This is a genomic window from Janthinobacterium sp. LPB2021202312-11-4, from assembly GCF_037049705.1.
GTDB lineage: Bacteria > Pseudomonadota > Gammaproteobacteria > Pseudomonadales > Pseudomonadaceae > Aquipseudomonas.
This window is the reverse complement of sequence record NZ_JBAGKV010000001.1, coordinates 95,689-118,359: the sequence shown is the minus strand read 5'-3', so window position 1 is coordinate 118,359 and position 22,671 is coordinate 95,689. Positions and strand designations below refer to the sequence as shown.

The window sequence follows — 22,671 nt, the reverse complement described above, 5'->3', positions numbered from 1 at the left end:
ACCGCACTCGGCGTAGGAGCTGCCGAAGGCTGCGATCTTTTTTCAACTCCACACACTCTCCACATTCCCCCCACAAAACCCCCACACACCCGCCCCAGACTTTCCCTCATTCGAACAGGGAGAGACCCCATGAACCGTAACCTGACCATAAAACTCGGGGCGATTGCCCTACTGATTCTGTTGTTGCTGATCCCGTTACTGATGATCAACGGCGTGATCCAGGACCGTCAGCAACTGCGCGACGGCGTGCTTGAGGACATCGCCCGCAGTTCCAGCTACAGCCAGCAATTGAGCGGGCCGCTGATGGTATTGCCGTATCGCAAAGTGGTGCGCAGCTGGAAGCTCAACGAAAAAACCAACGAGCGTTACCAGGACGTCGGCGAAGAGCGAGGCCGTTTGTACTTCCTGCCAGAGCGTTTTGAACTGGATGGCCAAGTCCAGACCGAGCTGCGTTCCCGGGGCATTTATGAAGCGCGGCTGTTCCACGCCGACAACCGCATCAGTGGCCACTTTTCGATCCCGCAACACCTCGGCATCCAGGAAGACTTCGCCGACTATCAATTCGACCAACCGTTTCTGGCCGTCGGCATCAGCGACATTCGCGGCATCGAAAACGCCCTGAAACTGGAACTGGACGGTCAGCGCCTCGACTTCGTGCCGGGCAGCCAAGTCGGTTGGTTGGGTGAGGGTGTACACGTGATGCTGCCAGCGCTGAATGCCACGCAAGCCACGGAATTGGCCTTCGGTTTCGACCTGCGCTTGCAGGGCACCGGTCAGATGCAGGTGCTGCCGGTGGGCAAGACCAGCAAAGTGTCGTTCGCTGCAAACTGGCCGCACCCGAGCTTTATCGGTAACTACCTGCCGACCCAGCGTGAAGTCACCGACCAGGGCTTCACTGCCAATTGGCAGACCACGTTTTTCTCCACCAACCTGCAAGAAGCCTTGAACAGCTGTGTGTCCGGCGGCAACTGTGAGGCCTTCAACAGCCGCAGCTTCGGCGTGAGCTTTATCGACCCGGTGGACCAGTACCTCAAAAGTGATCGGGCGATCAAATATGCGCTGCTGTTTATCGTCCTGACCTTCGCCGGGTTCTTCCTCTTCGAAGTGATGAAAAGCCTGGCGGTGCACCCGGTGCAATACGCGCTGGTCGGCGTGGCCCTGGCCTTCTTCTACCTGCTGTTGCTGTCGTTGTCCGAGCACATTGGTTTTGGCTTGGCGTATCTGCTGTCGGCGAGCGGCTGTGTGTTGCTGATCGGCTTCTATGTCTGCCACGTGCTGCGCAGTGTGCGCCATGGCCTGAGTTTTTCGGCGGGGTTGGCGGCGTTGTACGGTTTGCTTTATGGCTTGCTGGGCGCCGAGGATTACGCGTTGTTGATGGGCTCGCTGCTGCTGTTCGGGTTGCTGGGTGTGTTTATGGTGACGACCCGCAAACTGGACTGGTACGGGATTGGGCAGAAAACAGCCAAGCCGTTGGCGTTTGATATCGGGGCGGTGGAATGAGCCGGTCGTTGGGGTTGCGGGAGGATCAGCGGGAAGGGGAAGTGTTGGCGACGCTGATTTTCGGGTTGTTTCCTGAACGATCAAAAGATCGCAGCCTGCGGCAGCTTCTACGGGAGTGCGCACCCGGCGTAGGAGCTGCCGAAGGCTGCGATCTTCGGCCGGCCAAAGATCAAACCTTGGGCATTGTCGCCAACATCGACGGCCGCTGACTGACCTCGAAAAACCACTCGGCCAGCTTCGGATTCACCGCGCGCCATTCCAGGTCCGGATGGCGCAAATCCAGGTAACCCAAGGCACAGGCCACGCTGATCGCGGCCACATCGAAATGGCTGGTCAACTCGGCAATCGCGTCCGCTTCCAGCAACGCCAAGGCACGGCGAATTTTCTCCCGTTGACCGTCGAGCCATTGGTCCCAGTGTTTCTCCGGGGCGCGCAGGGCTTGTTCGTAACGGATCATCACTGCCGCGTCCATGATCCCGTCGGCCATGGAGGCCAGGGTCAGGCGGCGCCAGCGGGCCGAGCCCTCACGCGGAATCAGCGGATTGCCGACATGCTGATGGTCGAGGTAATCGAGGATCACCCGGCTGTCATGGATGACGTTGCCATCGGCCAGACGCAGGGCCGGAATCTTGCCCAGCGGGTTGTCTTCGCAGAGCGCCAGGTCAGGGCTGACGGGCGTGAGCTGGCTGAGTTGCAGGGCCACGCGGTCGGTCTGACCGGTCTCGTGCAACAGCACCATGACTTTGCGAACGAAGGGGGAAGCGGGGTTGTGATACAGGGTCATGCTCGGAGCGGACATGGCAGCGTCTCGATCGGTGGCGGTGCCGGGCAGCATAGCGCGTTGCCCGCATAGCTCAAACGCCGGACCCCAAACCCCGAAATCTGTAGGAGCGAAGCTTGCTCGCGAAGGCGTCGTGTCAGTCGACATCAATGTTGCCTGACACGACGCCTTCGCGAGCAAGCTTCGCTCCTACGGGGATTGCGGTTGGTCACGGGGCTCACGTTCAGGCAGTTGGTAGCAACTCGCCTTGTGCACCTGACGCGTTCTGCTGCGGCTTGATTTCACGCGCCACGGTCCAGACGATAAACGCCGCCACGATGTCGAAAATCGCCAGCACCACGAACAGCGGGCTGTAGCCGATTTTGGTCACCATCACGCCAAACACCAACGTGAACGCCGCCGCACCGAGATAACCGAACATCCCGCCCATGCCGGTGGCCGTGGCCACTTCGTTTTTGCCGAACGAGTCAGAGGTGATCGCGTACAGCGCCCCGGACAAGGTCTGGTGCGCAAAGCCACCGACGCACAGCAACGCAATCGCGGTGTACGGGCTGGCCACCAGGCCGATGCAGGCCGGGCCGATCATGCACGAGGCGCCGAACAGCAACACCAGTTTGCGCGAGGTGAACAACGACACGTTGCAATGCTTGTGGAAGAACGGGCTCAGGTAACCGCCCAGCACGCAGCCGAGGTCGGCAGCGAGGAACGGCAGCCAGGCGAACATCGCGATTTCCTTGATGTTCATGTGCCGTTCGGTCATCAGGTACAGCGGAATCCAGGCGTTGAAGGTCTGCCAGGCCGGCTCGGAAAGAATCCGTGCGCTGGCAATCGCATAGAAGTTGCGGCTGCCGATGATCTTTTTCCAGCTGCCCTTTTTCGGGGTCGGGTCTTTGAAATGTTCTTCCTGGCCGCTGAGGATGTAATCGCGCTCGGTGTCGCTCAGGCGTTTTTGATCCTTGGGGTGTTTGTAGAGGATCAGCCACAGGAAGCTCCAGACAATGCCCAGGCCACCGACGATCAGGAACGCCAGTTCCCAGCCACTGTGCAGGATCGCCCAGACCACCAATGGCGGTGCGAGCAATGCGCCAATCGACGAGCCGATGTTGAACCAGCCAATCGCCACCGAGCGTTCCTTGGCCGGAAACCATTCGGTGGAGGCCTTGACTGCTGCCGGCAAGCCCGCCGCTTCCGTCAACCCGAGCAAGCCCCGGACGAACGCCAGCCCCTGCCAGCCCGAGGCCATCGCTGCTGCGGCGCAGGCAATCGACCAGGCGAAGGCGAAAATCGCAAAGCCCATTTTGGTGCCGATGGCATCGATGATGTAACCGGCCACCGGTTGCATCAACGCGTAGCAAACCTGCCAGGCCACGACGATGTGCGAGTACTGCTCGGTGGAGATGTTCATTTCACTCATCAGGGTTGGCGCGGCCACTGACAAGGTATTGCGAGCGAGGTAGTTGACCATCAGGCCGGCCGTCACCAGGCCGACCATCCACCAGCGGATGCCTTTGACTTTCATCACTTCACCGTCTTTTTTTGGATTTATTTTGGGTGCTGCGGTTGTTGTAGGTTGTCGTACAACATGCGTCTTTATAGGAGGGCAGGGACCAAATTGTCAACAGATATGTCGGGAGATTCGGCGGCTGAGGCGACGGGCGAGGGAGGATGTCGTCGTATAACTGATCGCAAGATTTTTTGGGTCTCTGTAGGAGCTGCCGAAGGCTGCGATCTTTTGATCTTCAAGAATCAAGATCAAAAGATCGCAGCCTTCGGCAGCTCCTACAGGAAAATGTCGCGTTATCGGCGTTGCAGCAACCCGCGCAGGGCGAGGGCGGCGGGGATACCCAGGCCCAGCCAGCTCAGGGCATCCCACACGCCATCCCCCAGCAGTGCGGAGAACAATCCGGCGGCGCTGAGCAGCGCAATCACTGTCGGGGTGGCGAAGACTTTCCAGAAGTTCGACTGCCTGGGTCTCATGTCACGCGCTCCTCTTTAACGAGCACGGTTTTCGCCGCTTTGCGCCGCACCACCCACAGGTAAACGCCGCTGCCGAGCACGATGATGGTCAGCACATCGAGGGTCGCCCAGAGGATTTTCATCGGCATGCCGCCGTAATCGCCGAAGTGCAGCGGTTGCGACATGCCCATGGCGTCCATGTACCACGGCCGTTCGGCCACGGCGGTGACTTGCAGGGTGCTGGCGTCGATCAGCACCGGGGTCAGCAGGTGCGAGGTCAAGTGCGTGCTGCCTTTCATGAACACCGCGTAATGGTGTTCGCTGGAAAAGCGCGTACCGGGGAACGCGATGAAATCCGGTTTCATCCCCGGCGCGACGTCCTCGGCAATCTCGAGCAAACGCGTGGCCGGGGCCCGTTGTGTCAGCGGCGGCGCATCGCGGTAGGGCGCGACCATCGCGCTCAGGCTGTCGGTGCGCCACGCGGCGATCAACAGATCGGCGCAGGCGCTGATCACCCCGGTCACGCCCACCACCAGCGCCCAGGTCAGCGTCACCACGCCAATCAGGTTGTGCAGGTCGAGCCAGCGCAGGCGGGTGGATTTGTCCTGGCGCACGGTGGCGAATTTCAAGCGGCGCATAAACGGCAAGTACAACACCGTGCCGGAGACGATGGCCGCGATAAACATCAGTCCCATGAACGCCAGCAGCAACTTGCCCGGCAGCCCGGCGAACATGTCCACGTGCAGGCGCAGCATGACCATCATCAGCCCGCCATTGGCCGAGGGCATTTCCAGCGCCTCGCCGGTGCGGGCGTCGAGCATGAAGGTGTGGGACGAATTCGGCTCGGTGCCGGCGGTGGGCGCCATGATCGCGATCATGCCGTTGGGGTCTTCATCGTCGTAGCCGAAATACTGCATCACTTCGCCCGGACGATGTTTTTCTGCGGCCGCCACCAACTGCTGCAAATCCAGTTGTGGCGTATCGGCCGGCATGACCTTCAGCTCGGCGGCATCGCCCAGCAAATGGTCGATCTCGTGGTGGAAGATCAACGGCAGGCCGGTGAGGGCAAGCATCAGCAGGAAAACCGTGCAGATCAGGCTGCTCCAGGTGTGGACGCAGGACCAGCGGCGGATGGTTTTGCTTTTCATTTCTTGGCCTTCAGAAAGACCAAAGCCGTCCTCGAAGGACGGCCTGGTCGTGGCGCGTGTCAGGTCAGGCGTTTACCACTTGTAAGTGGCGCTGGCGACAACGCTGCGTTGGTCGCCGTAGTAGCAGTAAAAGCTGTCGCAGGTGGAGATGTAGTCCTTGTCCAGCAGGTTGGTGGCGTTGAGTGCCAGCGACGCGCCTTTGAGGCTGTTGTCCAGGCGGCCGAGGTCGTAATGGACGGCGGCGTCGAACACCGTGTAGGCATCAGCCTTGCCCAGCCAGGTGTTGCCCTGGTCGCCATAGGTGTTGCCGGTGTAGCGCGCGCCGGCACCGATGCCGAAGCCATCCAGCACGCCGTTGTGCCAGGTGTAATCGGCCCACAGCGACGCTTGCTGGTTAGGCATCAGTTGTAGGCGATTGCCCTTGAAGTCGCCTTTTTGCACTTCGGATTTGGCCAGGGTGTAAGCCGCGATGACTTTCAGGTTGTCGGTCACGTCGGAAACCGCTTCCAGCTCCAGGCCCTTGACCTTCACTTCGCCGGTCTGGTTGGTGATCGACACGGCGCCAACGGTCGTGGTGGCCGAGACGTTTTTCTGGGTCAGGTCATACACCGCCGCGCTGAGCAAGGTTTTGCTGCCCGGTGGCTGGTACTTGACGCCCAGTTCCCACTGTTTGCCTTCGGTAGGTTTGAAGGTTTCGGTGGAGGAGGCGGTTGCGCCAGTCGTGGGCTGGAAGGATTCGGCGTACGACAGGTACGGCACGAAACCCGAGTCGAACACATAGCTGAGCGCCGCGTTGCCGCTGAAATTCTTGTTGCGCTCGGTGTTGGTGGCGTCGCCCTTGTTGAAGAACTTGGTGCCGGTGTGAACCCAGTCTTCACGGCCGCCGAGGGTCAGGCGCCATTGGTCGAGGGCCATTTGGTCCTGCACGTACAGGCCGGTCTGGTAGGTCTTTTGATCGTAGTCGTAGAACGCGGTGGAGCGTGGCGGACGAACGATCGGCTGGCCGTAGATCGGGTTGTTGACGTTGGTGGTCAGCCCGTCGCCGAAGATCGAGGTGTAATTGGTGTTGCTGCGCTGGTGGTCGAGGCCCAGCAACAGGGTGTGGCGGACCTCGCCGGTGGCGAAATCGGCCTGGAAGTTGTTGTCCACGGCGAACTGGCTGATGTCTTCGTCGACGCTGGTACTGGAGCGGCCGACATTGCCCTGATCATCAACCTTGGTAAACGGGTAGGCACCGGGGGTCAACGCCTGGAAGGACAGGTCCGATTTGGTGTAGCGCAGGTTCTGCTTGAACTGCCAGACGTCGTTCAAGCGATGCTCGAACGCATAGCCCAACGCGTAGTAAGTGCGGTCGTAGTATTCCCAGTTCGGGTCGCCCAGGTTTTTGTGGTGCGACACCGTGCCGAACGGCATGTCGATCTTGGTGCCCTGCACCGGCAGGAACTGGCTGGTGATGCCGGTATCGTCTCGGGTGAATTGGGTGAGCAGGGTGAACTTGGTGTCTTCGTCGATGTTCCAGGTCAGGCTGGGGGCGATGTTGTAACGCTTGTTGTCGACGTGATCGATCTGCGTCCCGGCATCGCGCACGACACCGCTCAGGCCATAGAGAAACCGGCCTTCATCATCGATCTTGCCGGTGCTGGCGAAGTTGATCTGGCGGTAATTGTCGCTGCCGTATTGCAGCTGGATTTCACTGCTCGATTCAGCGCTGGGACGGCGGCTGACCATGTCCAGCAGGCCGCCCGGCGGGGTCTGGCCATACACCGACGAGGCCGGGCCGCGCAGCAGCGCGAGGCGATCGAGGTTCCAGGTTTCCTGTTTCGGGTTGGCGTAGGAGCCTTTGGGCAGCGGCAAGCCGTCGAGGAACTGGGTCGGTTCGAAACCGCGTACGCGCAGCCAGTCGGCGCGGGTGTCGCTGCCGTAGCTGCTGGCGACGATGCCGGGCATGTAGCGCACGGCGTCATCGAGGTTCTGTACGCCGCGATCTTCCATTTGCTGGCGGGTGGCCACGGAGATCGAACGCGGGGCTTCGACCAGCGCGGTGTCGGTCTTGGTGCCGGCGGCGGTGCGCGTGGCGACGTAACCTTCGACCGGGCTCCACGCCGTTTCAACGTTTTCTACGCCGATGACGGACGTTGTTGGCAGCGCCATCACGCCTTCCGGGACGGCCACCAGGCTGTAAGTGCCGGTGCTGCTCTGTTCCAGTTGCAAACCGGTGCCGCGCAACGCCTGGCGCAGGGCGCCGGTGGCGTCGAACTGGCCGTTGACTGGTGCCGAGGTCTTGCCCGCCGCCAGGGAAGGATTGAGCGACAGCGCGAGGCCGGCCTGGCTGGCGATCTGGTTCAGGGTGCTGGCCAATGGTGCGGCCGGCAGGTTGTAGGCGCGAACGCTGGACGCCTGTTCAGCGGCGATCAGTTGGCTGCTGGCCAGCGGGGTGCAAAGGGCAATGGCGACCGCCAGCAAACTGGGGCGCAACAAGGTGTCTAGCGAACGGGACATACAGCGGCTCCTGAAAGGGAATACTTCTCAATTGCCTAGGTGCCGAACGAGAATGCAAAAGTGATAGGGCTGGATGAAAATAATTTCGATTCAGTGTTTGTGGTGCCTGGACCGACGCCTTCGCGGGCAAGCCTTGCTCCTACGGGTTTTGTGTCGTTCGCGGAGTTCCCGGTCGACACAAACCCCGTAGGAGCAAGGCTTGCCCGCGAAGACGTCAGGTCAGTCACCGCAATTCTCAGGGCTTGGGATCAGCCTTCGCCACCGTCACCCACCACGGCGTGTGCTGCTCAATCTGCACCGGCAACGTCGGCAGCAGCGCGCTCAACGCCTTGTCCGTGTCATTCAGCGGGAAGCTGCCGGTGATCCGCAGGTCGGCAATCTCCGGCGCCACGCCCAAATATCCGCGCCGGTAGCGACCGAGTTCGTGCACCAGGTCTTCCAGCCGGGCGTTGTCCACCACCAGCATGCCGCGAGTCCAGGCGTCGGCACCGAGGTTGAGCGCGACGATTGGGCCCAGACCATTGCTGCGCATCAGCACTTGCTGGCCTTCGCGCAGGATCTGCTCTTCCGGGCTCGACTCGGGATGGGCCGCCACCGCTGACTTCAACACACTCAGGCGCGTGCCTTTGTCTTCACGCTTGACCAGGAACCGCGTGCCGAGTGCGCGCATGCTGCCTTCGCGGGTTTCGACGATAAACGGCCGGGCATCGCCATGACCGGTTTCAACGAGGATTTCCCCTTCCTGAAGAATGATCCGCCGCTGCTTCTCATCGAAACGCACGTCCACGGCGCTGTGGGTGTTGAGGTTGATCACGGTGCCGTCGGCCAGGCGCAGGGTGCGTTGCTCGCCGGTCGCGGTGCGCTGGTCGGCCAGCCAATAGTCGACGGGCAGGTAACGATCCCCGACAAACAGCGCCAACCCGATCACCGCAACAACGCTGGCCAGGCCGCTACCGAGTTTGCGCACCCGCCGCCGAATGCCCTCGCGCGATTGCAGCAACGCCGTGCGGGCCGGGCCGCTGGCGACGCTGAAACGTTGATCGAGCATCCCCAGTTGGCGCCAGGCGCGGGCATGTTCCTCGTGGGCGGCGTGCCATTTGGCGAACTCTTCGCGCTCGATCGGGTTGCCGGAGTCCAGGGACAATTGCCAGGCAATCGCCGCGTCCAGCACCTGCGCCGACACCGGTTTGGAGCTGACCGGGCTCATACCGGTTCACCGTACAGCGCGATGTAGCACTGGCGAATCCCTTGGGCCAGGTACTGACGCACGCGCGGCACCGAGACGCCGAGTTTCTCGGCGATTTGTGCATGGCTGAGGCCATCGAGGCGGTTGTAGAGGAATGCCGCCCGGGCCTTGCTCGAGAGTTTGCCCAGCAGACGGTCGATAGCCTTGAGGTCTTCGAGGATCATTTGCTGTTCTTCCACCGACGGTTGTTCGCCTTCGGGGATCAGCATCAGTTCGGTGAGGTAAGCCTGTTCCAGCGCGGCGCGGCGGAAATAATCGAACAGCAGGCCCTTGGCAATCGCCACCAGAAACGCCCGTGGCTCGCGCGGTTCGTTGAGTTCGTCACGCCCCAGCAGGCGCACGAAAGTGTCCTGGCTCAGGTCTTCCGCCCGCTGCGGACATGCCACGTTGCGTCGCAGCCACGCCAATAGATAGCCGCGATGGTCGCGATATAACGCACCAACGAGCTCGCTGTGGGGGCTTTGGGCTGACGACACGTAGCATCACCGATTGGGAAGTATTAACTAACGAGAATTGTTCGCGATTCTGGCAGAGGCGGGGGAGGTAAGCAATTGGCGCTGGTCGGGTGACGATACGGCCGGACCCCGTAGGAGCTGCCGAAGGCTGCGATCTTTTGACTTCGATTTTTCAAGATCAAAAGATCGCAGCCTTCGGCAGCTCCTACAGGGGGTATCTAAAAGGAGGGCGCGCGCTGTCGGCGCTTCCACTGGCTGATCCGCTGCTGCAAGTTCAACGGGCTATGAATCTGCTGCTGCCGCGCCCGGCTGAACAGGATCAGAGCCAATTCGGCGGTGGCCAACGCATCGGCGCTGGCGTTGTGCCGTTCGAACACTTCCAGTTTGAACCAGTCGATCCACTCATCCAGCCCGGCCTCGCGGATGTGCGCCTGGGGACAGAGCAGCGGCGCGATGTCGGCCACATCCAGAAACGGATGCTGCAACTTGTAGCCCAGATGATCCTTCAACGCGCGCCCGAGCATGTGTTGATCGAACGGCGCATGAAACGCCAGCACCGGGCTGTCGCCGACAAACTCCATGAACTCGATCAGCGCTTGAGCCGGGTCACTGCCGGCAGCAATCGCGCTGGGTCCCAAACCATGAATCAACACGCTCGGCGCCAGTTTCATGTCGGCGCATTGCAGTGTGCGTTCGAATTGCTGACTGAAATCGATCGCGCCGTCCTCGATCACCACCGCGCCGATGGACAGCACCCGATCCTTGTTCAGGTTCAGCCCGGTGGTTTCCAGGTCCAGCACCACCCAGCGCTGCTCGCGCAGGCTGCATTCACTCAACTCGGCAACCGTCGGCAAGCGCAGCAGGCGGTGTTGCAGGTCTTCGGGCAGTAACGGGCCCGCCGGGCGCAGCCAGGAAAACAGGCTCATAGCTGATACCGCAGGGTCAGGCTGCTTTGCAGGCGTTGGGCCTGACGCAGGGATTCGCGCAGGATGCGCCGGTCCAGATGATTGAGGCTGTCGGGATCGACGCGGTTGGAGTAGGGCAAGTTCTCCCGGGTCTGTAGCTGATGTTGCTGCATGCGGGTTTGCTGGATGAAGTGATACGCCTCTTCATACGCCGCGCCGTCGAGCCGCTCGATAACCTCTTTTTCCACCAGTTGGCGGAAGCGTTCCAGGGTGTTGTTGGCCTCGATGCCATTGGCCAGCGCAAGCAATCGGGCGCCGTCGACAAACGGCGTCAGCCCCTGGACTTTCAGGTCCAGCGTGGCTTTCTCGCCATTCTTGCGTGCCAGTACAAATTCACGGAAACGTCCTACGGGCGGGCGGTTGCGCAACGCATTCTCGGCCATCATCCGCTGGAACAAACGGTTGTCCGCTACCTGATCGAGAATCCCCCGACGCAGTTGCTCGCAGCTCTGCTCGTCGCCCCAGACCACCCGCAAGTCGAAATAGATGCTCGAACCCAACAGGTTCTCCGGTGTTGCTTCGCGAATAAATGCCGCGAAGCGCCGTGCCCATTCGGCCCGGGACAAACACAGCTCCGGGTTGCCGGCCATGATGTTGCCCTTGCACAGGGTGAAGCCGCAGAGCGCCAGGCTCTGGTTGATCTGCTGGGCGATGGGCAACAGCTTGCCGCGAATCTCCGCCGCGTGGGCCGCGTCCTTGGCTTCGAACAAAATGCCGTTGTCCTGATCGGTGTGCAGCGTCTGCTCGCGCCGGCCTTCGCTGCCGAAGCACAACCAACTGAACGGGATGCCCGGGTCGCCTTTCTCGGCCAGGGTCAGCTCGATCACCCGACACACGGTGTGGTCGTTGAGCAGGGTGATGATGTGGGTGATCTGGGTCGAAGACGCGCCGTGGGCCAGCATGCGCTCCACCAGTTGGCCGATCTCGCCGCGCATCGCCACCAGGTTTTCGACTTTCTGCGCGCTGCGAATGGTCCGCGCCAGGTGCACCAGATCGACCCGTTGCAGGGAAAACAGATCCCGCTCGGACACCACGCCGCACAGCCGCTGGTCCTTGACCAGGCAGACGTGGGCGATGTGCCGCTCGGTCATGGCAATCGCCGCGTCGAACGCGCTGTGATCCGGTGACAGGAAAAACGGCGCCTGGGTCATGTGCCGTTCAATGGCTTCGTTGAAGTCGTTGGTGCCCTGCGCCACTACATGGCGCAGATCGCGCAGGGTGAAAATCCCCAGCGGTGCTTTGTGTTCGTCGACGATCACGATGCTGCCGACCTGCTGCTCGTGCATCAGGGTCACGGCCTCGCGCAGCGGTGTGGCCGGGTTGCAGGTCACCGGGTGGCGCATGGCCAATTCGCCGAGCCGGGTGTTCAGCGAGTACTGAGTGCCGAGGGTTTCCACGGCTTTTTGCTGGACCTGCTGGTTGACCTGATCCAAGAGGCTGCTGACCCCGCGCAGGGCAAAATCACGAAACGTGCTGGAGAGCGCGAACAGCTTGATGAACGCCAGTTTGTTCAGTTGCAGGCAAAAGGTGTCTTCGGCGGCCAGGTGTTCGGTGCGGGTCGCCCGTTCGCCGAGCAACGCGGCGAGGGGGAAACACTCGCCGGTGGTGATTTCGAACGTGGTTTCGGTGCCGCCCTTGGCTGTGTGCGGGCGCTCGCCCACCACCCGGCCCTGTTTGACGATGTAGAAATGCTCGACCGGACCGTCGGCGGGTTTGATGATGCTCTCGCCGGGGCCGTAGAAACGCAGTTGGCATTGCTCCACCAGGTAGGCCAGGTGGGCATGTTCCATCTGATTGAAAGGCGGGAAACGCTGGAGGAATTGCAAAGTGCCCTGAATGTTCTGCAACACCGCGGTTTTCCCTGCCTGGGTGAAGGCGTCCGCTTTACTCATCACTATTACCGCAGTCTTTTTCGAATTGTTGTTGTCGGATCGTTCAGCCATGGTCGGCCCCTGCGGTCAGGGTGCCCATTGGACGTAAGTCTAGGTAGTCGGTGTGTATGTCTATATTTCAGAGATGACCTACACAGGCTGTTGGAAAACGTCTCAATTTGCCTCTAGGAAAAATATCCGACGAAGTGCACATTGAAGCTCTGCTTAGCGATGTCTGACCACTGTGCTAGGGGATTGAATTGAATACGTAGAGAAAGCCATGTCCGACCACGATATTTTGAGTGACGCCGAGCGCGAGGCGCTCAGTGCGATCATGCAGGAACCCGATCTTCCGCCACAGCGGGTCTTGATCGTTGACGACGACAAAGACGCTCGCGAACTGCTGTCGGAGATTCTTGCACTCGATGGCATTCGTTGCATGACGGCCGCCAGTGGCGAGACGGCACTCAAGATGCTGGACGAGAAGCCTGCGATAGGCCTGGTGATCACCGATCTGCGGATGGGTCATGTGGATGGTCTGGACCTGATCCGCCAGGTGCGTGAGTCGGTCCGCGCGGCGATGCCGATCATCATTGTGTCCGGCGATGCCGACGTGAAGGACGCGATTGCCGCCATGCATTTGAGCGTGGTGGATTTCCTGCTCAAGCCGATTGATACCGGCAAGTTGCTGGCGCTGGTCAAGCATGAGTTGGGGATGGATTTGTGAACGGCTAAAAGATCGCAGCCTTCGGCAGCTCCCACAGGTGTACACAATCCTGTGTAGGAGCTGCCGAAGGCTGCGATCTTTTGATTTTGCTTTCAAAAAAAAGCCCTGACCGAAAGATCAGGGCTTTTTCATGTCCGGCATCAGCGCTCAGTTACAGGCCATTGGCAGCCTTGAACTCGCGACGACGACGGTGCAGAACCGGCTCGGTGTAACCGTTCGGCTGCTGGGTGCCTTCGATCACCAACTCGACCGCCGCCTGGAAGGCGATGTTGCTGTCGAAGTTCGGTGCCAGCGGACGGTACAGCGCGTCGTTGGCGTTTTGACGGTCAACCACCGGCGCCATGCGCTTGAGGCTTTCCATCACTTGCGCTTCAGTGACGATGCCATGGCGCAACCAGTTGGCGATGTGCTGGCTGGAAATCCGCAGCGTTGCACGGTCTTCCATCAGGCCGACATCGTTGATGTCCGGCACTTTCGAGCAACCGACGCCTTGGTCGATCCAGCGCACCACGTAACCGAGAATGCCCTGGGCGTTGTTGTCCAGTTCGTTCTTGATCTGCTCGGGCGTCCAGTTCGGGTTGACGGCCAGCGGGATGGTCAGGATGTCGTCCACGGAAGCGCGGGCACGTTTAGCCAGTTCGGCCTGACGGGCGAACACGTCAACCTTGTGGTAGTGCAGCGCGTGCAGTGCAGCGGCGGTCGGCGAAGGCACCCAAGCGGTGTTGGCGCCGGCCAGTGGGTGAGCGATTTTCTGTTCAAGCATCGCCGCCATCAGGTCGGGCATGGCCCACATGCCTTTACCGATCTGGGCGCGACCTTGCAGGCCGGTGCTCAAACCGATATCGACGTTCCAGTTTTCGTAGGCGCCGATCCACTTCTCGGCCTTCATGTCGGCCTTGCGCACCATCGGGCCGGCTTCCATGGAGGTGTGGATTTCATCGCCCGTACGGTCGAGGAAACCGGTGTTGATGAACACCACGCGCTCGCTGGCAGCCTTGATGCAGGCCTTGAGGTTGACCGTAGTGCGGCGCTCCTCGTCCATGATCCCGACTTTCAGCGTATTGCGCGGCAGGTCGAGCACGTCTTCGATGCGCCCGAACAGCTCGTTGGTGAACGCGGCTTCTTCCGGGCCGTGCATCTTCGGCTTCACGATGTAGACCGAGCCGGTGCGGCTGTTCTTGCGCGAGTTGTGGCCGTTGAGGCTGTGGATCGCTGTCAGACTGGTGATCAGGCCATCTAGGATGCCTTCTGGCACTTCATTGCCATGGCTGTCGAGGATCGCGTCGATGGTCATCAAGTGGCCAACGTTGCGCACGAACAGCAGCGAACGACCGTGCAGGCTCAGTTCCTTGCCATCGACGCCGGTGTAAGTGCGGTCGGCGTTCATGGTGCGGGTAAAGGTCTTGCCGCCCTTGGCGACTTCTTCCGACAGGTCGCCCTTCATCAGGCCGAGCCAGTTGCGGTAGATCACCACTTTGTCATCGGCATCGACGGCGGCGACGGAGTCTTCGCAGTCCATGATGGTGGTCAGCGCGGCTTCCATCAGGATGTCTTTGATGCCGGCGGCGTCGGTCTGGCCGACCGGGGTGCTGGCATCGACCTGGATTTCGAAATGCAGGCCGTTGTTTTTCAGCAGGATCGCGGTCGGTGCCGAAGCGTCGCCGTGGAAACCGATCAGTTGCGCGTCGTTGCGCAGGCCGGTGTTGCTGCCACCTTTAAGGGCGACCACCAGTTTGCCGTCAACGATGGTGTAGCCGGTGGAATCGACGTGAGTGCCGGCGGCCAATGGCGCCGCTTCGTCGAGGAAGGCGCGGGCGAAGGCGATGACCTTGTCGCCGCGAACCTTGTTGTAGCCTTTGCCTTTTTCCGCGCCGTCAGCTTCGCTGATGGCGTCGGTGCCGTAGAGCGCGTCGTACAGCGAACCCCAGCGGGCGTTCGAGGCATTGAGCGCGAAACGCGCGTTCATCACCGGCACCACCAGTTGCGGGCCGGCCATTCGGGCGATTTCGTCATCGACGTTTTGCGTCGTGGCCTGGAAATCGGCCGCTTCTGGCAGCAGATAACCGATGTCTTGCAGGAAGGCTTTATAAGCCACGGCGTCGTGCGCCTGACCGGCACGGGACTGGTGCCAGCCGTCGATACGAGCCTGGAAATCATCGCGTTTGGCGAGTAGGGCTTTGTTCTTCGGCGCCAGGTCATGAATGACCTTGTCGGCACCGGCCCAGAACTTATCGGCGGTGAGGCCGGTACCGGGAATGGCTTCGTTGTTCACGAAGTCGAACAGGACTTTGGCGACCTGCAGGCCACCGACTTGAACGTGTTCAGTCATTGCTTGCCTCACTCTGCTCAGCTATTTCGCTTTTCAGCTCTTCAATTTTGACAATGAAGCCTCTGGCCATTTAAACCACAAACCCGTCCGCCAGTACATGCCCTCGCGGGCGGCTGGGTTCGGTCCAATCAACGGCTTGGAGGCCTTGCTGACGGGGCTTTCAGGGTTGCGAGTGTGCCGGTGGCAGACATCGATCCAACGTTATGTAGTGCGCGCTGCGGCATACTACATGATGAATTGCGGTTGTGAAAATTAGACTAATTACGTCGTTCTGCGACCCCGTGACGCATTGCAGTCACGCCGGGGAACAGGATGTTCTCAAAAAACTATTGGATTGTTCCAGCTAAATATAAAAACTTGTACACGATTTGTGTTTTGGCAGTGTGATTGGCGGTGTTGCGTTCGCGGGCAAGCCTCGCTCCTACAGGTCGGGAGCCGTTCCTGTGATTTGTCCACGGCCCTGTAGGAGCGAGGCTTGCCCGCGAAGGCGTCAGCCGATTCAACACCGAAACAACCCTTGCCTATACTTCTTTTTCAATAACAAAAGAGGGCTGCGCCATGGACCACCTCGTACTCACCGTTTTCGCGCCGGACAAGGCAGGGCAGGTCGAGCGCATTGCCCAGTGCATCGCCGAGCATGGCGGCAACTGGCTGGAAAGCCGCATGTCGCGCATGGCCGGGCAGTTCGCCGGGATTCTTCGGGTGGGCGTGCCGGCCGAGGCCTACGACGAATTGGTCGATGCCCTGCAAGCGTTGTCCGCCCAAGGCATTCGCGTATTGATCGCTGAAAGCGGTATCGAACAATCCTGCACCTGGAAACCGATCGCCATGGAACTGGTGGGCAATGACCGGCCGGGGATTGTGCGCGACATCACGCGTTTATTGAGCGAGCAGGGCGTGAACCTGGAGCGTCTGGTCACCGAAGTGCGCCCGGCACCGATGAGCAGCGAGCCGTTGTTCCACGCCGAAGCGATTCTGGCCGTGCCGCTGACCTTGTCCCTGGACGTGCTGCAATCGCGCCTGGAAACCCTGGCCGATGACCTGATGGTTGAATTGGTCCTGCGCAGCGATCCCTAGCCGTGTTATCCAAGTTATACGTGCACCCGCCTGTGGATAACCTGTAGAGACTCGCCCCCAGGCCACGCCGGCCGGGGCTCTTCAGGATCTGATCAAAAAACCAGCAGTTTCAACAAGTTGCGCACAAACGGCGGGGATCACGCTGTGGATAACCTTGGGAAGGATTGATGCAGGCCACGGAGAACGTGGCCTGTAGAGGTTTGTACGTTTTCTGATCAGCGGCGCCGACGCATGCTGATCACCGCATCGACGCTGTAAACCGCCAGGCCGGCCCAGATAAAGATGAACGCCGCCAGCGTGCTGGGCGCCATTTTTTCACCAAACAGCAGGACGGCTTGCAGCAGCACCAATGTCGGCGCCGTGTACTGGAGAAATCCCAGGGTGGTGTAGGGCAAATGCCGTGCAGCCGCGTTGAAACACACCAGCGGCACCAGCGTCACCGGACCGGCCGCCACCAGCCACCAGGCTTGGGAGGTGGTCCAGAACTCAGGCTGCGCGCTGGTAGCGGTCTGATTGAACAGCAACCAGGCGATGGCAATCGGCACCAGCATCCAGGTTTCCACCACCAGCCCCGGCAGCGCTTTGACCGGCGCTTGCTTGCGGATCAATCCGTAGAAACCAAAGGTCAGCGCCAGCACCAGCGACACCCACGGCAGACTGCCGACCTGCCACACCTGCTGCGCCACGCCAATGGCGGCGAGCGCTACCGCCAGCCACTGCATGCGCCGCAGCCGTTCGCCGAGAATCAACATCCCCAGCAACACGTTTACCAGCGGGTTGATGTAGTAACCGAGACTGGCTTCGAGCATCCGTCCGTTGTTCACCGACCAGACGTAGGTCAGCCAGTTGGCGGCGATCAGCGTGCCGCTCAGGGCCAGGATCGCCAGGCGTTTGGGGTTGTCACGCAGCTCGCGCCACCAGCCCGGGTGTTTCCAGACCATCAGCAACAAGGTGCCGAACAGCGCGGACCAGAGCACTCGGTGGATGATGATTTCTACGGCCGGTACCGAGGCGATGGCTTTGAAGTAGATGGGGAAAAGTCCCCAGATGATGTAGGCACTCAGACCCAGGATGTACCCGCGACGCGGGTTGGCGGCTTGCATGAAGAATCCTTGCTTAGGCAGCTAACAAAGAGCGGATTGTAAGGAGATTTGTCGCGATATGCTGATCCCTTGTAGGAGCGAGGCTTGCCCGCGAAGGCATCATCACAGTCGACATCATCGGTGAGTGTGAGTCCGTCTTCGCGGGCAAGCCTCGCTCCTACAGGGGATTGCGGGGTTAGAAGAGTTTCAGGGGTTCTTCGTTGAGCGCCGACAGTTGTTCACGTAACGCCAACACCTGATCGCCCCAATAGCGCTCACTGCCGAACCACGGAAAGCTATGCGGGAACGCCGGGTCGTCCCAGCGACGGGCGAGCCAGGCGCTGTAGTGCATCAGGCGCAACGCGCGCAACGGTTCGATCAGCGCCAGTTCCCGTGGATCGAAGTCGTGAAACTCGTTATAGCCGTCCATCAATTCCGACAACTGACCGAGACATTCCTGACGATCGCCGGCGAGCATCATCCAGATGTCCTGCACCGCCGGCCCCATGCGGCAGTCGTCGAGGTCGACGATGTGGAACATCTCGTCGCGGCACATCATGTTGCCGGGGTGGCAATCGCCGTGCATGCGGATGTTCTGGTGCGGCGTGGCTTTGTAAACCTCTTCCACTCGCTTGAGCAGGTCGCGGGCCACGGACTCGTAGGCCGGCAGCAAACTTTTCGGGACGAAATTGCCTTCGAGCAACGTGTTCAGCGAATCGTGCCCGAAGTTCTTCACGCCCAGTGCTTCACGGTGTTCGAACGGTTTGGTCGCGCCGACGGCGTGCAGGCGCCCGAGCAATTGGCCGAGGCGATACAACTGATCCAGATTGCCCGGCTCCGGCGCGCGGCCGCCACGGCGCGGGAACAGGGTGAAGCGGAACCCGGCGTGTTCATGCAGGCTGGCGCCGTTGTGAATCATCGGCGCGACCACCGGCACATCGCATTCGGCGAGTTCGAAGGTGAATTGGTGTTCTTCGAGAATCGCTTCGTTGGTCCAGCGCTGCGGGCGGTAGAACTTGGCGATCAGCGGTTCGGAGTCTTCGATGCCGACCTGGTAGACGCGGTTTTCGTAGCTGTTGAGCGCCAGAATGCGCGCGTCGCTGAGAAAGCCGATGCTTTCGACGGCATCGAGCACGAGGTCTGGGGTGAGGGTTGCAAACGGGTGGGCCATGCTGACTCCTGCGCGCAGCAGGCTGCCGCGTCCGGCCAAGCATGGTAGCGCAGACGGGGCTTCTATAGTGGTTGGGGTTGAGATGGGTGTTGACCGCGCGGGCGCCTTCGCGGGCAAGCCTCGCTCCTACAAGGAATCTGCGTAACCCTGTAGGAGCGAGGCTTGCCCGCGAAGAGGCCGGATCAGGCGCCGACGACCCCGCCGTCCTCACGGGTAATGGCCATCACCGACGACCGTGGCTTGCCATTCGGCAGGTGCTCGGGGAACGTCGAGCCACCGTTCTCCCCCGGATGCTGAATGCCGACAAACAGCGTCTTCTGATCCGGCGAGAAGCTGATCCCCGTCACCTCGCAGCCAACCGGCCCGACCATAAAGCGGCGGATTTCCCCGGTCACCGGATCGGCGCACAGCATCTGGTTGTTGCCCATGCCCGCGAAGTCGCCGGCATTGCTCGAGTCGCCATCGGTGAGAATCCACAAGCGCCCGGCCTTGTCGAAGCCCAAGCCGTCGGGGCTGTTGAACATGTTCTGCGGCGTGATGTTCGACGAACCACCCTTCGGCGTGCCGGCATGCACGCCAGGGTTGCCGGCGACCACAAACAGGTCCCAGGCGAAGCTGTTCGAACCGTGATCATCACGGTCGGTGCGCCAGCGCAGGATCTGCCCGTAAACGTTCTTCTCCCGAGGATTCGGCCCGCCCACCGGCTGGCCGTCTTCGCCGCGCTTGGCGTTGTTGGTCAGGGTGCAATAAACCTGGCCGTCCTTGGGGCTGACGACGATCCATTCCGGGCGGTCCATGCGCGTAGCTGTGACGACGCTGGCGGCCAGTCGCGCGTGAATCAGCACTTCGGCCTGATCGGCAAAACCGCTGCTGGCGTCGATGCCGTTTTTGCCGTGGGTCAGTTCGATCCACTGGCCCTGGCCTTTCGGGTGATCGGCGTTGCCGTCGCCGGCATCGAAACGCGCGACATATAAGGTGCCGTGGTCCAGCAGGTCACGGTTGGCCTTGGGATTGGGGGGGTTGATCTTGTCGCGGCTGACGAATTTATAGATGAACTCGCCGCGCTCATCGTCGCCCATGTAGACCACGGCGCGACCGTCATGGGTTTGCGCCAGGGCCGCATTTTCATGCTTGAAACGGCCCAAAGCGGTGCGTTTGACCGGGGTAGATTGCGGATCAAACGGATCGATTTCCACCACCCAGCCGTGACGGTTGAGTTCGTTGGGATTCTTCGCCAGGTCGAAGCGCGGGTCGTGTTGATGCCAGTTGATCTCTTTGCTCGCGGCGACGGCGCCGTAGCGTTTTTGCGCGGCATCAAATTTTTGCTCGGCGTTGCTGCTGCCGAAGCAATCGGTGAAGTTCTCTTCGCAGGTCAGGTAAGTGCCCCAGGGCGTCTTGCCGTTGGCGCAGTTCTGGAAGGTGCCGAGGACTTTCTTGCCGTGCTTGTCGGCGCTGGTCTTGAGCAAGTCGTGACCGGCGGCCGGGCCGCTGAGGCGCAGCGGCGAGTTGCCGTGGATGCGCCGGTTGTAACGCGAGCCCTGGACGAATTGCCATTGGCCGTTCTTGCGCTGCACTTCGATCACCGACACGCCTTCGCAGGCCAGGGCCTTGCGCACGTCGTCTGCCGATTGCGGCATGCCGCCGTGGGGGTAGAGGTAGCGGTAGTTGGTGTATTCGTTGTTGATCGCCATCAGCGCCCGGTCTTTTTCGCCGGGAAACTCAAACAGACTCATGCCGTCGTTGTTGTCGCCAAACTGGACTTCCTGGGCGGCGGCGGTGCCGTTGCCGCTCGGGTCGAAGGCCGGACCGTTTTTTTGCAACGGCTGGCCCCAACTGATCAACACCGAGGACTTGTAGCCCGGCGGCAGCGTGATGACGTCGGTCGTGGCAGCGGCGATGCTGTCGAAGCCCAATAGTTTGCTCGAACCGGCACTGACACTGGCGGCCAGCACGCTGCGACTCAGCAGGTTGCCACCGAGAAACATCGCCGCACCGCAGAGGGCGCCGGCGCTGATAAAACCACGACGGCTGAGGCCGACCATGTGTTCCAGGTCGGTGGGTTGGTTTTCTTCTAATAGGCTCACATCAGGCTCCCTGCTGGTTTTTGCAGTCACCTTAGTGAGCCTCAATGAAGGTTTTGTTTCAGAGCGGCGTCCCGAGCAGCACGTTGGACGGCGCGAACTGCACCCGCACCGGTTGGCCGACGCCAAGGTTGGAGGTTCTTAAATGCAGCGGCTCGGCCAGGGCGCAGAGTGTCTGGCCGTTGGGCAGGCCGATGCGCACTTCGCTGGGGCCGTCTTCGGCGTCGAGGATTTCCTCCAGCGTACCTTTCAGGCAATTGTTGCCAGGTGTTTCAGTCTGGTCGGCGGCCAGCAGTTCCAGCCAACCGGCCTTGATCAGGGCCACCACTTCAGTGCCGGTTTGCAGCTCCAGGCGCAGGGTGCTGTCGTGGGTGATTTGTGCGTCGATGCTCAGGCCTGCGGCCAGCTCAAGCCGGATCAGGTCGTTGCGCCCCTGGGATTCGATCGCCAGCACTTTGCCGTGCAATTGATTGCGCGCACTGGTGCGCAGCATCAGCCGGCCGAGCAGGTCCAGGTCGCTGGCGTCTTCGGCGGCTTCCAGCACCTGGGCCTGTAACGCTTGGAGCTTTTGATAAAGGCGCAGGACACGTTGACCCTCTTCGGACAACTTGGCGCCACCGCCGCCCTTGCCGCCGACGCTGCGTTCCACCAACGGTTTTTGCGCGAGGTTGTTCAGCTCATCGATGGCGTCCCATGCCGCTTTGTAGCTCAGGCCTGCGGCTTTTGCCGCGCGGGTGATCGAGCCTTGTTCGGCGATGTGTTGCAGCAGGGCAATGCGCTGCGGGCGGCGGACAATGTGCTGGGACAACAACGTGGGCAAGGACATGGTTTGGCGCTTTGGGTTGTGACAATGGGAGGACGTTGGCGGCTTGGGCGGCGGGAGTCAAGTCAGACGGTGATCCCTGTGGGAGCGGGCTTGCTCGCGAAAGCGTCCACTCGGTCGACATCAATGTTGAATGACCGTCCGTCTTCGCGAGCAAGCCCGCTCCCACAAGGTTATGCGGTGTCGCCGGGTTTGGGTGTGCGGGCCAGGCAATAGACATCAACACGGGCGGCGCCGGCGTCCATCAGTAAGCGGGCCAGGGTTTGCGCAGTGGCGCCGGTGGTCAGCACGTCATCGATCAACGCCAAGTGGCGGCCTGCAATGGTTGCGCCGGGTGACAGGGCGAAGGCGTTGCGCAGGTTGCGTTTGCGGGCCTGGGCCTTCAGTTCCTGTTGGGCGCTGGTGTCCTGGATTCGTCGCAGCAGCGTTCCATCGCAGGGAATATTCAGGCCTTCGCTAAGCCACCGGGCGAGCATCGCCGCCTGGTTGAAGCCGCGTTGGCGCAGACGTTTTGCGGCCAGCGGCACCGGGACCAGCGCATCGGGGCGCTCCAGGTCTTCTTCGAAGCGATGTTGCAGGAATTGCACAAGAAGTTCGCCGAGCAAGCGGCCAAACGGCCACTTCGCGTTGTGCTTGAAACGGGTGATCAATGTGTCCACCGGAAAGCTGTAACGCCACGGCGCCGCCACTCGCTCGAAGGCCGGCGGTTGTTGCAGGCATTGGCCGCACGTCAGGCCGGACGCGGGCAGCGGCAGGGCGCAGGTCTGGCACTGATCGCCGAGCCAGGGCAGCTCGGTTTCGCAGGCTGTGCAGATCGGTGTTGTGTCGTCGGCGGGCTCTGAGCATAACAAGCAGGATTGTTTGTTTTTTAACCAGATGTAAACCAGTCCTTCGTATCGTGGTTGACAGCGCATCGCTCTTCCTTAAATATGCCGAACATCCGTGTCGCGCCTGTGGGTA

General features: G+C 61.1%; 18 protein-coding genes. 3 read left to right on the top strand and 15 right to left on the bottom strand.

Annotated elements, in window-relative coordinates:
- Positions 1–129 precede the first annotated feature (129 nt).
- Positions 130–1,500, top strand: coding sequence for a cell envelope integrity protein CreD (creD, locus tag V5E99_RS00515; RefSeq protein WP_499800099.1), 1,371 nt, complete (start codon positions 130–132; stop codon positions 1,498–1,500).
- 169 nt (positions 1,501–1,669) lie between these two features.
- On the opposite strand, the gene V5E99_RS00510 is transcribed toward creD, so the two are convergent.
- The 9 genes from V5E99_RS00510 to V5E99_RS00470 form a co-directional block, all read right to left on the bottom strand.
- Complete coding sequence (locus V5E99_RS00510; RefSeq protein WP_499800097.1) at positions 1,670–2,299, bottom strand: glutathione S-transferase; 630 nt, start codon at positions 2,297–2,299, stop codon at positions 1,670–1,672.
- Positions 2,300–2,504: 205 nt separating this feature from the next.
- On the bottom strand, positions 2,505–3,800 hold the full coding sequence (locus V5E99_RS00505) for an MFS transporter (protein WP_499800532.1): 1,296 nt from the start codon (positions 3,798–3,800) through the stop codon (positions 2,505–2,507).
- Between the two features lie 278 nt (positions 3,801–4,078).
- Positions 4,079–4,258 carry a hypothetical protein gene (locus V5E99_RS00500; RefSeq protein WP_499800095.1) on the bottom strand — a complete coding sequence of 60 codons (180 nt, stop codon included), beginning with the start codon at positions 4,256–4,258 and terminating at the stop codon, positions 4,079–4,081.
- Positions 4,255–5,385 carry a PepSY-associated TM helix domain-containing protein gene (locus V5E99_RS00495; RefSeq protein WP_499800093.1) on the bottom strand — a complete coding sequence of 377 codons (1,131 nt, stop codon included), beginning with the start codon at positions 5,383–5,385 and terminating at the stop codon, positions 4,255–4,257. Before V5E99_RS00495 ends, V5E99_RS00500 begins: the two co-directional genes overlap by 4 nt.
- Positions 5,386–5,457: 72 nt before the next feature.
- The gene (locus V5E99_RS00490) at positions 5,458–7,884 is read right to left on the bottom strand and encodes a TonB-dependent siderophore receptor (RefSeq protein ID WP_499800091.1); all 2,427 of its coding nucleotides are present in this window, start codon (positions 7,882–7,884) and stop codon (positions 5,458–5,460) included.
- 235 nt (positions 7,885–8,119) lie between these two features.
- Entirely contained in the window at positions 8,120–9,091 is a 972-nt protein-coding gene (locus V5E99_RS00485) for a FecR domain-containing protein (protein WP_499800089.1), read from the bottom strand.
- Positions 9,088–9,606: an RNA polymerase sigma factor gene (locus tag V5E99_RS00480; RefSeq protein ID WP_499800086.1), complete on the bottom strand. Its 519-nt coding sequence runs from the start codon at positions 9,604–9,606 to the stop codon at positions 9,088–9,090. The genes V5E99_RS00485 and V5E99_RS00480 overlap by 4 nt, the downstream gene beginning before the upstream one ends.
- Before the next feature lie 197 nt (positions 9,607–9,803).
- Positions 9,804–10,511, bottom strand: a complete 708-nt coding sequence (locus V5E99_RS00475; protein WP_499800084.1) for a 3'-5' exonuclease — start codon at positions 10,509–10,511, stop codon at positions 9,804–9,806.
- Positions 10,508–12,442: a putative nucleotidyltransferase substrate binding domain-containing protein gene (locus V5E99_RS00470; protein ID WP_499800082.1), complete on the bottom strand. Its 1,935-nt coding sequence runs from the start codon at positions 12,440–12,442 to the stop codon at positions 10,508–10,510. Before V5E99_RS00470 ends, V5E99_RS00475 begins: the two co-directional genes overlap by 4 nt.
- Positions 12,443–12,701: 259 nt before the next feature.
- Between V5E99_RS00470 and V5E99_RS00465 the strand changes: the two genes are divergently transcribed.
- Entirely contained in the window at positions 12,702–13,148 is a 447-nt protein-coding gene (locus V5E99_RS00465) for a response regulator (protein ID WP_499800081.1), read from the top strand.
- 151 nt (positions 13,149–13,299) lie between these two features.
- Here V5E99_RS00465 and V5E99_RS00460 read toward each other — a convergent pair whose 3' ends face one another.
- Positions 13,300–15,477 (bottom strand): malate synthase G, encoded by a 2,178-nt coding sequence (locus V5E99_RS00460; RefSeq protein WP_499800079.1) that lies wholly within the window; start codon positions 15,475–15,477, stop codon positions 13,300–13,302.
- 558 nt (positions 15,478–16,035) lie between these two features.
- Between V5E99_RS00460 and V5E99_RS00455 the strand changes: the two genes are divergently transcribed.
- Positions 16,036–16,554, top strand: coding sequence for a glycine cleavage system transcriptional repressor (locus tag V5E99_RS00455; protein WP_499800078.1), 519 nt, complete (start codon positions 16,036–16,038; stop codon positions 16,552–16,554).
- Positions 16,555–16,769: 215 nt separating this feature from the next.
- Here the strand turns inward: V5E99_RS00455 and rarD are convergent, their stop codons facing one another.
- From rarD to V5E99_RS00430, 5 genes are all read right to left on the bottom strand, one after another.
- Entirely contained in the window at positions 16,770–17,657 is an 888-nt protein-coding gene (rarD, locus tag V5E99_RS00450; RefSeq protein WP_499800077.1) for an EamA family transporter RarD, read from the bottom strand.
- Positions 17,658–17,832: 175 nt separating this feature from the next.
- The gene (locus V5E99_RS00445; protein ID WP_054616850.1) at positions 17,833–18,807 is read right to left on the bottom strand and encodes a serine/threonine protein kinase; all 975 of its coding nucleotides are present in this window, start codon (positions 18,805–18,807) and stop codon (positions 17,833–17,835) included.
- A 182-nt stretch (positions 18,808–18,989) separates the two neighbouring features.
- Positions 18,990–20,891, bottom strand: coding sequence for a PhoX family protein (locus tag V5E99_RS00440; protein ID WP_499800076.1), 1,902 nt, complete (start codon positions 20,889–20,891; stop codon positions 18,990–18,992).
- A 58-nt stretch (positions 20,892–20,949) separates the two neighbouring features.
- Positions 20,950–21,714 carry a TOBE domain-containing protein gene (locus V5E99_RS00435; protein ID WP_499800074.1) on the bottom strand — a complete coding sequence of 255 codons (765 nt, stop codon included), beginning with the start codon at positions 21,712–21,714 and terminating at the stop codon, positions 20,950–20,952.
- A gap of 170 nt (positions 21,715–21,884) precedes the next feature.
- Positions 21,885–22,562 carry a ComF family protein gene (locus V5E99_RS00430; RefSeq protein WP_499800072.1) on the bottom strand — a complete coding sequence of 226 codons (678 nt, stop codon included), beginning with the start codon at positions 22,560–22,562 and terminating at the stop codon, positions 21,885–21,887.
- Positions 22,563–22,671 lie beyond the last annotated feature (109 nt).

Bases quoted from the DNA above. Each gene is read 5' to 3' on its own strand.
- V5E99_RS00455 (WP_499800078.1), top strand. From the start codon at position 16,036: ATGGACCACCTCGTACTCACCGTTTTCGCGCCGGACAAGGCAGGGCAG.
- V5E99_RS00490 (WP_499800091.1), bottom strand. From the start codon at position 7,884: ATGTCCCGTTCGCTAGACACCTTGTTGCGCCCCAGTTTGCTGGCGGTC.
- V5E99_RS00435 (WP_499800074.1), bottom strand. From the start codon at position 21,714: ATGTCCTTGCCCACGTTGTTGTCCCAGCACATTGTCCGCCGCCCGCAG.
- V5E99_RS00460 (WP_499800079.1), bottom strand. From the start codon at position 15,477: ATGACTGAACACGTTCAAGTCGGTGGCCTGCAGGTCGCCAAAGTCCTG.
- creD (WP_499800099.1), top strand. From the start codon at position 130: ATGAACCGTAACCTGACCATAAAACTCGGGGCGATTGCCCTACTGATT.
- V5E99_RS00485 (WP_499800089.1), bottom strand. From the start codon at position 9,091: ATGAGCCCGGTCAGCTCCAAACCGGTGTCGGCGCAGGTGCTGGACGCG.
- V5E99_RS00470 (WP_499800082.1), bottom strand. From the start codon at position 12,442: ATGAGTAAAGCGGACGCCTTCACCCAGGCAGGGAAAACCGCGGTGTTG.
- V5E99_RS00505 (WP_499800532.1), bottom strand. From the start codon at position 3,800: ATGAAAGTCAAAGGCATCCGCTGGTGGATGGTCGGCCTGGTGACGGCC.
- V5E99_RS00510 (WP_499800097.1), bottom strand. From the start codon at position 2,299: ATGTCCGCTCCGAGCATGACCCTGTATCACAACCCCGCTTCCCCCTTC.
- V5E99_RS00495 (WP_499800093.1), bottom strand. From the start codon at position 5,385: ATGAAAAGCAAAACCATCCGCCGCTGGTCCTGCGTCCACACCTGGAGC.
- V5E99_RS00475 (WP_499800084.1), bottom strand. From the start codon at position 10,511: ATGAGCCTGTTTTCCTGGCTGCGCCCGGCGGGCCCGTTACTGCCCGAA.
- rarD (WP_499800077.1), bottom strand. From the start codon at position 17,657: ATGCAAGCCGCCAACCCGCGTCGCGGGTACATCCTGGGTCTGAGTGCC.
- V5E99_RS00465 (WP_499800081.1), top strand. From the start codon at position 12,702: ATGTCCGACCACGATATTTTGAGTGACGCCGAGCGCGAGGCGCTCAGT.
- V5E99_RS00500 (WP_499800095.1), bottom strand. From the start codon at position 4,258: ATGAGACCCAGGCAGTCGAACTTCTGGAAAGTCTTCGCCACCCCGACA.
- V5E99_RS00445 (WP_054616850.1), bottom strand. From the start codon at position 18,807: ATGGCCCACCCGTTTGCAACCCTCACCCCAGACCTCGTGCTCGATGCC.